This window comes from Bdellovibrio sp. HCB288 (genome assembly GCF_047305935.1).
Taxonomy (GTDB): Bacteria; Bdellovibrionota; Bdellovibrionia; order Bdellovibrionales; family Bdellovibrionaceae; genus Bdellovibrio.
The window spans coordinates 3,612,456-3,625,778 of the sequence record NZ_CP178619.1 but is presented as its reverse complement, the minus strand read 5'-3'; the positions used below and the strand labels follow the sequence as shown (position 1 = coordinate 3,625,778).

At 48.3% G+C, this 13,323-nt stretch carries 7 protein-coding genes; 4 read left to right on the top strand and 3 right to left on the bottom strand.

What is annotated here, in order from left to right; translation table 11 throughout:
- Together ACLVWR_RS17695 and ACLVWR_RS17690 are read left to right on the top strand one after the other, a co-directional pair.
- Entirely contained in the window at positions 1 to 1,188 is a 1,188-nt protein-coding gene (locus ACLVWR_RS17695) for a THUMP domain-containing class I SAM-dependent RNA methyltransferase (RefSeq protein WP_413581913.1), read from the top strand.
- A gap of 52 nt (positions 1,189 to 1,240) precedes the next feature.
- A complete protein-coding gene (locus ACLVWR_RS17690; protein ID WP_413581912.1) occupies positions 1,241 to 2,212 on the top strand; it encodes a hypothetical protein in 972 nt (323 codons plus the stop codon).
- A 146-nt stretch (positions 2,213 to 2,358) separates the two neighbouring features.
- Here the strand turns inward: ACLVWR_RS17690 and ACLVWR_RS17685 are convergent, their stop codons facing one another.
- Positions 2,359 to 3,564: an endonuclease/exonuclease/phosphatase family protein gene (locus ACLVWR_RS17685; protein WP_413581911.1), complete on the bottom strand. Its 1,206-nt coding sequence runs from the start codon at positions 3,562 to 3,564 to the stop codon at positions 2,359 to 2,361.
- A gap of 135 nt (positions 3,565 to 3,699) precedes the next feature.
- Between ACLVWR_RS17685 and ACLVWR_RS17680 the strand changes: the two genes are divergently transcribed.
- Positions 3,700 to 4,629: a hypothetical protein gene (locus ACLVWR_RS17680; RefSeq protein WP_413581910.1), complete on the top strand. Its 930-nt coding sequence runs from the start codon at positions 3,700 to 3,702 to the stop codon at positions 4,627 to 4,629.
- Here ACLVWR_RS17680 and ACLVWR_RS17675 read toward each other — a convergent pair.
- Positions 4,626 to 5,474: an RluA family pseudouridine synthase gene (locus ACLVWR_RS17675; protein WP_413581909.1), complete on the bottom strand. Its 849-nt coding sequence runs from the start codon at positions 5,472 to 5,474 to the stop codon at positions 4,626 to 4,628. The genes ACLVWR_RS17680 and ACLVWR_RS17675 overlap by 4 nt on opposite strands.
- 97 nt (positions 5,475 to 5,571) lie before the next feature.
- On the opposite strand from ACLVWR_RS17675, the gene ACLVWR_RS17670 reads away from it, so the two are divergent.
- A complete protein-coding gene (locus tag ACLVWR_RS17670) occupies positions 5,572 to 6,246 on the top strand; it encodes a DedA family protein (RefSeq protein ID WP_340596984.1) in 675 nt (224 codons plus the stop codon).
- Positions 6,247 to 6,297: 51 nt separating this feature from the next.
- Here the strand turns inward: ACLVWR_RS17670 and ACLVWR_RS17665 are convergent, their stop codons facing one another.
- Positions 6,298 to 13,233, bottom strand: coding sequence for an Ig-like domain-containing protein (locus tag ACLVWR_RS17665; RefSeq protein WP_413581908.1), 6,936 nt, complete (start codon positions 13,231 to 13,233; stop codon positions 6,298 to 6,300).
- Positions 13,234 to 13,323: the final 90 nt, after the last annotated feature.

Sequence of the window (13,323 nt, the reverse complement as noted above, 5' to 3'; positions counted from 1 at the left end):
GTGAATCGTTTTTTCGTTTCTACCCCTATTGGATTTGAAAACACCGCCTTGCTGGAAATGAAAGAGGTGTGGCCGTACCTTTTGGGAAAGGATGCAAAAACTCACTCGCTAAGTTTTCCTGAAGTCACTGTGCACATGGGTGGACTTGAGTTTGAAACAGAATTGTTTCAAGCCTTGCAGTTGAATTTCTTTTTGAAAACCGCGAATCGTGTGTTGTTGCGTATGACATCGTTTCGCACTAAAGACCTTCCAAAATTCTATCAAAAGTTTAAATCCCTGCCGTGGAAGGAATTCCTGCAAAACGGAAACGTCGAGTGGGAAGTGGCCGCGCAAAAAAGCCGTTTGAATAACGAAAAGCGTCTGCAGGAATCCGCTGAAAAAGCTTTGGCGGAAATATTCCAAGGGCAAACCGGCGAAACTTCATGCGCTTCCATTTATATTCGCATGGAAGACGATCTGTGCACGATCAGTCTGGATGCCACGGGTGAACACTTACACAAACGTGGCTGGTCAGTCCTTAAAGGCGAAGCGCCGATGCGTGAAACCATCGCCGCAGAGCTATTAAGAGAAATGATCGGCGAGGCGACTCCGGGCGAAGTGGCCTCTGTCACTCTATGTGATCCGATGATGGGTTCCGGAACTTTCCTGACCGAAGCCCGCGCCCTGTGGGCGGGACAATTTCAAAGAGATTTCGCGTTCAAGCAATGGAAGAAGTGCCCAAAGCTTTTCTTGTCGCCAAGTTTTGCGTTCAACTACGAGCTTCCCATGCGCGCACCATTCCAGTCCTTGATGGGTTTCGATATCAATGACGAAATGCCGGAGATCGCACAAAAGAACTTCGCGGAAGTGGAAAGCCAACTCAAGGCCTACCAAAGAGCGGAGTTCCAACCTCAAGCTCATCAGTTCTCAGTACAAAACGCCCTGAACCCAAAAGGTACGGACTTACCTGACTCCCTATGGATGGTCGTAAACCCACCGTATGGGGAGCGTTTGCCGGTGGCAGGCAAAGGGGGCCTAAAGACCCTGGCTGCCGAGCTATGTCGTCTTTACAAGCCGCTAAAGCTGGGGATTCTGTATCCGGAAAAGGACAAGGTCCAACCGGCTCCAAATGGCTATAAAATCGAAAAGGAGCTCAAAATCAACAACGGCGGCATCCGCTGTTTGTTCACTATTTTGACACCCCTGTAAAAGAGGATTTGTCTCTGGCGGAATCGTAAGGATCAGGGTAGATTCTGCGACCATGAAAAGCCTAAAAGTTCTTTCCGCCTTATTTTTGTCTTCCGCACTGTTAACGACAGCTTGTACGCCTAACGATATTGAGGTCGGCACCCCTGATGTCATGGCGAAAGTCCCGAAAGTAAAAGGCACTAAAAAGAAGCCGGATGTAAAGCAAAGCAGTAATCCCAATGCTTTTGATTTCGGTGCGTTTTCCTCTGCATCCGTGATGATGGAAAAGCAAATTGAAGCTATCGAGCTTATTCAAGTTGCACTTGGTAATACTGATATCGCGAAAACGATTTATTCAGTCACAGAAGAGAAAACTGAAGAGGGCATCAAGAGCTTGATCGTTAAATCCTCTAAGGATGAATTGAAATATTCGAATAAACTGGGTGATAGCACCAGTTCTGCCGAGAAAGACTTTAAAGCTTTTATCAAAGTGGATCCAACGGGCAGACAGCTTGGCTCCAATAAAAAGACCGTGTTAATGGTCGCGGGATCAAATAACTATAAGAACAATGGTCCTGGTGATGCTAAAACTAGATCATTCATGAATACGTTTGAAGCGTACGAGTTGACTGTCCGTGAAGTGACAGGGGATGACTCTCTTCTCAGTGTTCGTATTGAAACTGAAGGCAATATGCTTTACCGCGCAGGTAAAGGCGTTCAGAAACAGGAATTCAATTACGACTCAACATTCTATATTGATCGCGCAAGCCTAAAAGAGGCGCAGGTTAAAGTGATTGATTCCCGCATGTCCCTTTTTATGGGGACTAAGTACTTCAAAGTTAAGTCTGACGGGTTTTCAGTTAAAATTGATGGTCGTTGCAGTGAGCTTGCCGGTGCTGCCTTGGTAAAAATGAGCGGAAACAAGGCAAATGAAATTACCTTCGGTCAAGAGCTGATCAAAATCACAAACAAAGACTGGGAACAAAAAATCGCGGCTTGCGGTCAACGTCCCACAGTCGACGTCATGAGATTGTTGGTTTACTAAAAGTTACGCAAGGGTAGGTCGAACGAAGCAGTTCGACCAAGGGTAAAAAAAAATCCGCGATCGAAAGTCGCGGATTTTTTTTTGTTTGGGAATAACGCGCTTCAAAACCGAACGGTTCTGCATCGCGCATTTGAGTTCATGGCATGCTATTTCTTTTTAGCGGGAGCTGCTTTCTTCTTTTTAGCAGCGTCTTTTTTCTCAACTTTAGCTGCTTCATCTACAACCGGTGTTTTAGCTGGGCTTCTTTGTTTCAAGCGAACATAAAGCGGGAAGTGATCGGCAACTCCGGTCATTTCATCGTAATCCCAGCGTTTCGGGTATTTGCCCTTTTTCAAGTGCAACGGGTTGTAGCGGATCACATCAATCGTTTGTGGCATCATTTGGTAGCTGCCAGCGCCGTCAGCTAAAAGTGCCGGGCTGTAAACATGCGCATCCAGGAACGACCAGCCACCACGGTAGTTGTGCGAGCCCGGGCAGTCTTTGCAGCCTACAAGATGAGAAACCGCGCCGCCTTTGGAAAGGATATCGCGGAAAATGTGGGCGCTGCTTTCCTCTTCTGCAGAGATATTCAAGTCACCACCGAAGACAACCATCGCATTCGGACCTTTTGCTTTGATCAACTCCACGGCGAAATTAGCGATCTGTTCACGCCAGTAAGTAGGATTCGCTTGGGATGGGAAGTGGGCCGCCAGGAAAGTAATAGGATCGCCATTAGGGGCTTTCACGGTTACTTCAAGGATACGGCGGGAAGATTCCATCCATTTTTGGTCATTTTCGTTTTTACCCTTCCAAGGAATTGGGTGCAAAACGGGTTTGCCCACTAATGGGAAGCGGGAAAGGAATGCCAGGTTGATGCCGCGCTTATCTGGGCCATCAATAATCACTTCTGTGATGTATTTAGCCGGAGCCAAAGCCTGGTTTAATTGCTTTAGAACCACATCCGATTCGATCTCCATGATCATCAAATTGTCAGGGCCCTTGCCATCAACTTCCAGGATCACTTTAGACAGATTTTCCAGCTTCTTTTCCAGGGAGTGTTCGTCCCAATCTGTGGATAGGCACTCGTTTTGGCGGTAGGCACTGTCGTTGTTGGCAACACAGGCACTGCGCAGTTTGGCATCTCGTTTCTTCTGGGAAGCCGGCAAATACGTCTCGTCGTTGTGCCCTGGAGTCTTTACAGTATCGAATAAGTTTTCGACGTTGAAGGACATCACGCTCACTTCATCATCGGCCTTTGGCGGTAGGTCCCATTGTTTTTTAGAGAAGGATACGGCACAGCCTGTAAGCAGAGCGAATACAGGGGCCAATACCAGAGACAGAATCAGATTCATAAGCAACGTGTTCTTTTTCATAGGCCCACACAGTAGAGGTTTTGGGGCGGCCCCTCAAGTCAAAAGACTGTCTAATTTTTGACTATTGTTTAATGCAAGGCGCTATGGCATAACCTTCAGGACTTACTCGTAAGCTTCCGTAATTAGGAGTGAAAAATGTTAAAAAAAGCGACCGGTTTATTGCTCGCAGGTTTGTTCGTTTCCACATCTGCATTTGCCGCAGTGTTGGATGGTGATGACTTCGTTTCTGCGACATCAGTAAGCGGAAGAACCAATGACTGGTCATTGACGTTTTTCTCCGTGGCTTCGCAGTCCAATATGAAGCCTGGTAAAACTGAGTCAGGTACACGCTCGGTCGAAAGCTATGACTATTTCGGTATTCGCTATAAATTGAACGCTGACGAAAGAGTCGCTTTGAATTTGCCTTTTAACTACAACACCTCTGGGCAAAATGCTTACGGTGATACAGTTACTTCGAATTTTTCATTGAATGATGTGCACTTCGTTTATTCCAATTATGATTTGGGCTACTTTGGTCCGATCGACTATTCCGGTAAAGTGAAGTTGTATTTGCCAACAAGTAAGAATTCTCAGAACTCCGGAACGATTACAAAACTTCGTTTAGAGGGCTATGCAGACTGGCAGTTTGCGCACTCTTGGTCGATTGCATACGTTGCAAAACCTGATTTTTATTGGCAGAGCCAAACAGCCAGCCTTAATGATCAAATCGGTTACCGTGATGATGGAATGTTTTTCTCTGACCCACGCAGAACAAACAAACAATTTGGTTTGGAGCACTATGTACAGCTTGAGTGGAGCTTGAACGAAGTGTTTCAGGTTTCTACAAGTGTGGGCTTCGACGAAAGCTGGTATCATGCTTCTACAGTTGAACAGCTTGAAGCAAATCATACGACAACTTTCCGCTCTCGCGTAGGGTTTTGGATCAAGCCTGCCCGTGGATTTTCATTCACGCTGGGGATGGGTAACGACACTATGCTTACCAGTGGCAGTCGCGGCGAAGACGTTCAGTTCTGGCAGCCGCAAAACACGCAATACAGCTTAATGACGAACATCTACGTTCTCTAGATCTTAAAATAATGATTTTCGCCTGTGAGGGGATTCGAGAATTCCAACTCGCAGGCGGTGAGTTCGATTCTTTCCTCGCTCCATCTTTTTTCTGCCCCATAGGCGTGATCGCCGATGACCGGGGATTTTTCATAACCCAACTGTGCACGAATTTGATGAGTGCGTCCCGTGTGCAGATGAATTCTTAATTCTGTACAGGAATCCATCTTCTTAACTTCTAAAATTTCCAGCACACATTCCTGCCATTTTTCCTTCGGCTCGTGGCTGACTGTTTTCGGTGCGCGGGGTGAAGGCTCCATATAATGCTTCAATATTTTTGCCGCAGGAGCATCGCCTTCGATCTTTGCGCGATAGATTTTTTTAATTTCACGCGCGATCAGAAGTTTATTGAATGCCGTTTGAAACTCCACTGTTTTCGCATAGACAATCAAACCATTCGTTGGAACATCCAGGCGGTGAGTGACGTAAAGTTTTACGCCCACAGCTTCTTCCATGTAGGATTGCAGGTTTTCGCGAATGTTATCAACGCTGCCATGAACAGGGATTCCAGAAGGTTTGTTAACAACCACGAAATGTTCACTCTCAAAAATAATACATTTTGTGAAGTCGACATTACCTTTTGGGAATCTTCGCGGCTTGGTATGCACTCTTAAATAATCACCCGATGATACCGTTACGTTTTCTTGAATGCGACCATGGTTGAGATAAACTGCACCAAGGTGAATTAGAAATTCAATTTCATCCGAAGAGAGCTGTAGAATGCTTAATAAAACATCACGCACCGGCCCGGATATCGGGCTGATAATGTGTTTTACGCCGTATCCAAATCCTCTTTCGCTCTGCATACTGATCCTTATTGCGGAAAGTGAACATAGCACAGCGTGACGTGGGTGTTCAAGTGGGGCGGATGCCTGCATAGTAGGGAACCTAGGAGATTTGCTTTTGGAATTTGCAAACGAGCCGATATTTCAGTGGCTAGCACAGTTCGCCTATCAACCATACATGGTCTATGCCGGTTTGGTGGGTATGATGTTGCTTTCTGCGTTTGGCTTGCCTCTTCCAGAAGAGGTCACCCTGATCAGTGTGGGCATCCTGGCTTTCATGGGCGCGCATCCTGACCATTTCCCTCCGCCTTATCCTGGCGCTCCTGTTGTGAACGTTCATACCGCCGCCTTCGTGGCATTCCTCGCGGTCTTCTTAAGTGACGTTCTCATATATACGATAGGCAAAGTATTCGGGCGCAAACTTTTATATCATCCCCGCGTTCATAGAATGTTCCCACCACACCTGATGAAACGTGTGGAGGAGTGGACTCACAAGTACGGTGCTTACGCTTGCGGTATCTTTCGTTTCACTCCAGGCATTCGTTTCCCGGGGCACTTGGCCTGTGGGATGTTGCATTTTCCGGTGTGGAAATTCCTGGTGATTGACGGTCTTGCAGCTGCGATCAGTGTTCCTACGCAGATTTATTTGCTGGCCCATTTCGGAGAGCCGATCCTGAACAAACTCCGCCAGTTCAAACTGGTGGTGTTCGGGATCATCGCCCTATTGCTGGTCTACTTCGTAGTTAAGAAGATTCGCGAAAAAATGCAGCAAAAGAAAAAAGCCGCAGTTTAAAAAAACCCGGTTTTAACCAGGTTTTTTTATTTTGAAACCTAGCGGGTAAATTTAGTTCGGAACAATCACAGATGGGTAAGCAGTTTGCTGACCGAGACCATTTTCACCGTAGAACTCTTGACCCCAGCATTTCACGGTATTGGTCGTCGCAGAGATGGCGCAGAGATTGTAAGTGCTCAGACCGACGTCTATATAAGTATCAGTGCCATCCATTCCAGTCGGAGTCAGAACATTTGATCCATTCCACGAACCCCAGCATTTCAAAACATTGCCGGTCGTAAGGCCACACGTTCTGCTGCCAATGATGAATATTTTAGAATAGGAAACACCAGTGTCTGTGACCGTTGGCACTCGATTCGTCGTGGTCGAACCTTGTCCTAATCGGCCATTGCTTCCGGCGCCCCAACATTTCAATGCGCCGGAAGTTGTAATTCCACAGACGATATCACTACCCACTGCAACTTTGCTATAGGACTCAGATGCGTCGATGGCTGTTTGTGATGTGACGTAGTTATTTGAAACTGGTTCGAGTCCCCAGCAAAATAGTTTATTGGAAGTATCAATTGCGCAGGTTGTATATCCGCTCACTTTTACGAAAGACCAAGTGCCAGCCACCGCAGTCGGTGAGGAATAAGTCGTACCCGTGCCGTTGATTTGATAGAGGGTATTTAAACCCCAGCATTTGATTGTCGTTCCGGTAAGTCCACAAGTGTGGCCATCTCCGACGGAAACGTCTGAATATGTGCTTGAAGAGTCAATCGCTTGCGGAGAGTTTTGCGTTGAGGAGGACCCGTTACCCAGATATCCCGTGCCCCAACAGTAAAGTTTTCCATCGGTACGAATGGCGCAAGTGGATTTGGTTCCTACGCTGATTTTTGAGTAATTATTGGCGCTGTCGATAAATCGCGGATAAGGTTGCGAACTAAATCCGCCATCACCCAAAGTTCCGGATTCATTATGTCCCCAACATTTCAACTTGTTGGCGCTTGTAATGCCGCAATTGGCAGGTGCAAAGTTAGAAACGTAGCTGTTTCCAGTAATTGAATTATAGGTCGCGCCTTCATCAATAGTCACCGGAGTGCTAGGGTAGCTGTTGGCACCATTTGCCAACTGTCCGTATTGATTTGAACCCCAACATTTTAACATACCATCTGTGGTCAACGCGCAGGCCGAGATACCTGTAATAATACTTGGACTTGTTAATCCAGTGAAGGAAACCGACGCTTGCGCGTAACTGACTCCTGAGTCGATGACGATGGGGGCACCGGAGGTCGCGGCGTTAAGGGCAGGGCGTAGGCGTCCCAAAGGCAACATCCCAAATGCACCATTACCCCAACATTTTAAAACATTCGTGGAAGTAATACCGCACGTATATTGAAATCCTGCGGTGACGGACGTGTAAACCACGCCATTATCCATCTGATATGGAAATCTCTTCAAGGTGCTTGGGGATGTACTTCCTGCTGCGCCATAGTTATTATTCCCCCAACAGTACAGCTGCCCGGTCGTGGTAATGGCGCAAGAATGGCTCGCTCCAGCTGCAGCTTTGCTGAAAGCTGTCGTAGATAGAAGTGAAACGGGTAAGGTTCTATCTGTAGTGCTATTGTCGCCCACTTGATAATCACCATTCTCTCCCCAGCAGCGCAGCAGATTTGCAGTTGTAACACCGCAGGTATGAAGTGTGCCAAGGGAGATGTCCTGGTATTTATTTGCAGCATCGATAACTTTCATGTCTGAAACTGCAGTCGTACTTCCGTCACCAACTTGCCCGCTCGAGTTCAGTCCCCAGCAAAGAAGAGTTCCATCGGTGCGAATCGCACAGCCATGTCTTGAACCAATTGAAACCTGTTGGTAGGTATTGCTGCCATCAATAAGCAGTGGGATGTTTGAGCTAGTGGAGCCTGATTTACCCAATGAAGGTGAGTTCGATCCCCAGCAATAAAGGGCATTGGCTGGCGAGGCAGAAGCATCACTAATGGCACAGACCCAGCTTTGACTTGCTGACACTTGGGCCCAGGAAATTCCGCCCGACACTGTTGTTGGAGTTGAGCGCTGAGTGGATGTACCATCACCCACTTGTCCGCTTTGATTTTGTCCCCAGCACTTCATAGATTTATCACTTAGAATTCCACAAGTCGTACTGGTATTCGAGCTAATTGAAGAAAATTTTAAATTTGACGTTTGGTCAAAAACCAGGCGGCGAGCTACTTGCGTACTTACTCCCGGAGCCGCCCCCGTTGCCGTGACATCAGTAATAGCCAGTTGAATTATTTTTGAACTACCAGGCGTGTTGTTACCTGCGTAAGTTGCCGGCAAAGAGGCCGTCGTTGCGCCGGCCGGAATTGTGATGGTGCTTGCACCTAAAGTATAATCTGTGCCCGAAGCTGCCGTCGTGAAAAGAGAAATCGGTTGAACTTTTAAAGTCACATCATAAGCCAGGGCTTGGTTTAAAGAAACCGCGAAAGGCTGGGAGTTCGAAGAGGTTCCTTTTTGAGTGACTGCAGCAGGATTTGTCCAGCCCACCGTGACTGGATTTGAAACTGTGACACTAGTTCCTGCCGTGACCGCGGCAGAGTTCGTACCGCTGTTATTTGCTGCACCTGCGGCGATGGTAAAGGATAATGTGCCGCTGGCTGCTGTGCAGTTGGTAATATCGACATAAGCTGATGTTAGGGGGGTGGCGCCGCTGGCAATAGATACAGAACATCCGGCGGTTCCCGTGCCCGTTAAGGTGATGTCAGAAGGGTTTAAAGTCACCTCAGTGGCACCCGAAATCGTTAATTCGCTACTAAATTGAGCTGCCACACTTCCCGTCGCGACGGATGAAGTTCCATTGTAGTACCTTAAATTACCAATAGAGATTGTCGGTGCAGGGGCTGTAGCCAAAGTTGCATCGCTGGATGTGGACGAGGCATTCGCTGAATTTCCAACCGAATCGGTGGCTGTATTCGCAGCAACAGTGATGTTAAGTGTTCCCGCAGTAGAGCATCCCGAAACACTCACAGTTCGCGTTACTGAACCCGTACCTGCAATCACAGCGCTACAGCCTGTTGTCGTTCCACCAAAAGTGATGTCGGTTGCTGCTAATGTAATGGTGCTCGCACCAGAGTAGGTGACGGTCCAAACATATGTAGTTGAAGGAGAGCCTGAAGTTGGTGACGGAGCAGACAAAGACAAGGTGGGCTTGGTGTTATCCACTGTGACGGTTCTAGTTGAACCGCTTGCAGAGGCAGCTTGAACTCCAGCCACATTCGCCGCAGAGTTTGCTGCGATATCAAAGTAAAGAGAGCCGTCACCAGTACAACCGGATACGGTGACTTTATATTGAGTGGAATTTAATGAGGTTGTGTTAACACTGCAACCGGCACTCGCACCCGCAAGAGTAATGAAGGAATTGTCCAACACGATGGTGCTTGCACCAGTATAGGTCACTGTCCATTCAAATGTTGATGACGAATTTCCTGCCGCCGGTGTTGCTGCCGCAATACTGATTGTCGGAGCCGTGTTATTAAGTGTTGCCGTACTTGACGCCGTCGATGCCGTTTGATTTCCGACAGAATCTTCAGCCGCTCCTGCAGCTACTGTAAAGCCCACGGTGCCTGTACCCGTACAACCAGATACCGTCACAGTACGCTGTGATAGTCCGGAACCTGTAATTGAAGTCGAACAACCAGCGGTGGTCCCTGTTAAAGTGACCGAGCTTAGACTCACGGAAGCCGCATTCGTCATATCCACAGTCCAGACAAAACTTGTCGCACTGTAACCCAAAGCCGGCGTCGGCCCGTTGATAGCCAATCCCGGAGGTGTATTGTCCAAAGTAGCACTGGAAGAGGGACCCGTTGCCGCACTGGCAACACTGGTTGCACTTTGTGCGGAATTTGCTGCCACTGAAATATTAACAGTTCCGTCGCCAGAACAACCGCTTACAGTCACCGTTCTGGTTGTCGTGCCTGAACCAGACACCACGGCAGAGCAACCTGCGGTCGCAGTGCCGCCCAACGAGATATCAGAATTAGCTAGTGAAACTGTCGCGGCACCAGAGTAAGTAATCGTCCAAACAAATGAAGTGGAGCTGTTACCTGTGCTAGGTGATGGTGAAGAGAAGCTTAATGTTGGTGCACTGTTATCCACGGTAGCGGCCGTGCCTGCGGAACCTGCCGCTGCTGAATTTCCTGCAGCGTCCACGGCGCTGTTCGCAGCCACTGAAATATTGACGGTACCGTTCGCGGCAGAACAACCACTTACACTGACTGTGCGTGTGGTGGTTCCTGTGCCAGCAACCACGGCAGAGCAATCCGTTGTTGCAGTTCCCGTCAGGGAAATGTCTGTATTTGCTAAAGTGACAGACGAAGCGCCTGTATAAGTAATAGTCCAAACGAAAGTGGCCGAGCTTCCACCAATTGTCGGAGAAGGGGAGGAGAAAGCCAAAGTCGGAGCCGTATTGTCCACCGTCGCAGACGTGCCGGCAGTTTGTGCAATTGCCTGGTTACCCGCTAAATCCGAAGCAGAATTTGCTGCCACTTGAAGACCGACGGTTCCTGTTCCTGAACATCCAGAAACAGTGATCGTACGAGTGGTTGAACCACTGCCAGTTACAGCAGCGCTGCAACCTGCGGTTGTCCCGGTCAAAGTGATGTCAGAGTTTGCTAAACTGACAGAGTTCGCGCCTGAATATGTGGCTGTCCAAACAAAGCTCGTAGCACTGGTGCCAAGAGCAGGCGTTGGACCCGTAAGACTTAAAGTTGGAGCAACGGTATCTACGGAAAAGCTTAGGGTACTTGAAGCATCATTGGCATTCGAGAATGAATCGTGAAATTGACCTGCACCAATCGAAACACTTGTGGTCCCATCGCCTTGGGGAATCAGATTAAACGAATACGAAGTTCCTGAACCCGTAAAGCCACTGACTGTCGCATTAACTAAAGTCAAATCAGCCGCAGTCAAGTCTGTGGTGCTAGCCGTTGTTGTCAACGTCACGGAAATGCTGGTCGCATTCGTGTTGGTTGCCGTCGGCGAAGAAAGGCTAGCCAATAAGCTCGTGTTATTGATAGTGGCCGTTGTCGAAGGACCCGCCGCTGCAGAACTATTGCCAGCTGTGTCTTGTGCCGATCCCGCAGCTACTGAAATCCCCAATGTACCATCATTTGTACAACCACTGATCGTCACCGTGCGAGTCGTCGTGCCCGTACCTGTAACGCTTTTCAAACAGCCAGCAGTAGCGGTGCCATTTAAAGTGATGTCGGCTGCACCTAAAGTGACGCTATCAGCATTCGTATAAGTGACAGTCCAAACGTAACTCGCGCTGGAGTTTCCAGCAGAAGGCGAGGGACTTGAGATCGCAAGTGTTGGCGCAGTATTATCCACCGTCACGGAAGCAGAAGGACCTACTCCCAAGGCTTGATTTCCAATTGTATCTGTTGCTGTATTTGCTGCCACAGAAACTGCAAGACTGCCATTGCCGGTACAGCCACTGACGGAAATCACTCTGCTGCCAGTCCCGCTGCCGCTCACTGAAGTGGAGCAACCTGCCGTCGCGGTACCACTCAAAGAGATATCACCACTGACAAGGCTGACTGCATTTGCACCCGTATAGGTGACAGTCCAGGTGAAAGTTTGAGAGCTGTTTCCAACCGTCGGAGATCCCGCGGAAAGTACCAGAGCAGGTCCGGTGTTATCTATTGTGGCATAGGTGGCGTTGTTGATTGCTGCCGCAGAATTTCCTGCAACATCCGTCGCAGTTCCAGCAGCAACGGCGATTCTAAAAGTGCCATCACCAGTACAACCCGTCACCGTCACAGTGCGAGAAGTTGTACCCGTGCCGCTAATACTCGCAGAGCATCCTGTCGTGGAGGTTCCATTGAAGCTGATATCACCAGCCGCCAAACTGATTGCAGAGGCATTGCTATAGGTAACGATATATTCGAAGCTGGTGTCTTTGTTGCCAGATGTTGGAGAAGGTGCTCCGACTGCCAATGTCGGTGCCGTGCGGTCACTATTAAATGACAAGGTGTTGGACGCCAAATTATCTGAGCCCAATGCGTTTTGAACTCGTGCCGAAGGAAGCTGAAGTGAAACCGGTCCATCAGAACTTGGAATAAGATTTAAGGTGTAAGAACTTCCTGAACCTGCAAGTCCGCTCACGGTGCCGTTGGTTACTGTGAAATCACCAAGTGCCAGGCCAAAGACGGACACAGTTCCGAAGTCAATCGTCACAGGGATCGACGCTAAATTATTTGTGGAAGCTGCAACAGAAGATAGTGTTGGCAGCGGAGTGTTCACATCATAAACCCAGATCATGGCGTTCGAGGCGAAACTAGTATTACCAGCGGCATCGTGCGTAGAGCCTTGCGGTAATGTCACTGTGATGTTTGCGGAAACCGCAGGCAGCACCGTTAGCTGGTATTGAGCACCACTTCCTGTAAGAGATGTCGCAACTGCGCCACCGCCGACAAGAGTAAAGCTGCTTAAGTCCAAACCTTCCACCGGTTCGCTGAAGGTAATGTCCAGGACATGGGCTGCCACATTTGTCGGAGACGGTTGGGAGCTTGTGATATTCACAGTGGGACGAACAGTGTCGACCACGACCACCACTTGTTCAGCGGCAACAGGGGTATTCTGTGATTTTTTTTCCAAGGTCACGCTTTGATCAGGGAAATTAATGGATACCGGACCGTCGTTTGTGGCAGTGACATCAAAATCGTATTTGATACCTGAGCCCGTGAAATTGGAAATCGTACCATTGTCTACTGATATAGAGGATTGAGTAATACCCGTTACAGGTTCTGAAAAGATCAACGACACGGGGATAACGGACTGATTGGACACGGTGTCGGTATTAATGATGATTTTTACGCTGGCTGAGGAAGTCAATGAGGAGATGGCTAGATCCAGACTGCAACCCGCAAAACCAAACAGACACACCGTCGTGAAGGCGACGTGAAATACAAGTGCTTTCAGGTATTGCGCAAGACGTTCCAGAGTGTTCATATCTGTTTCATCGGATTAATCCGAGTTTTCTTGAGAGTGCTGTCTCAACTTGAGTCACGCAATTTTGATTCTGTAATGAAACTTGTAGCG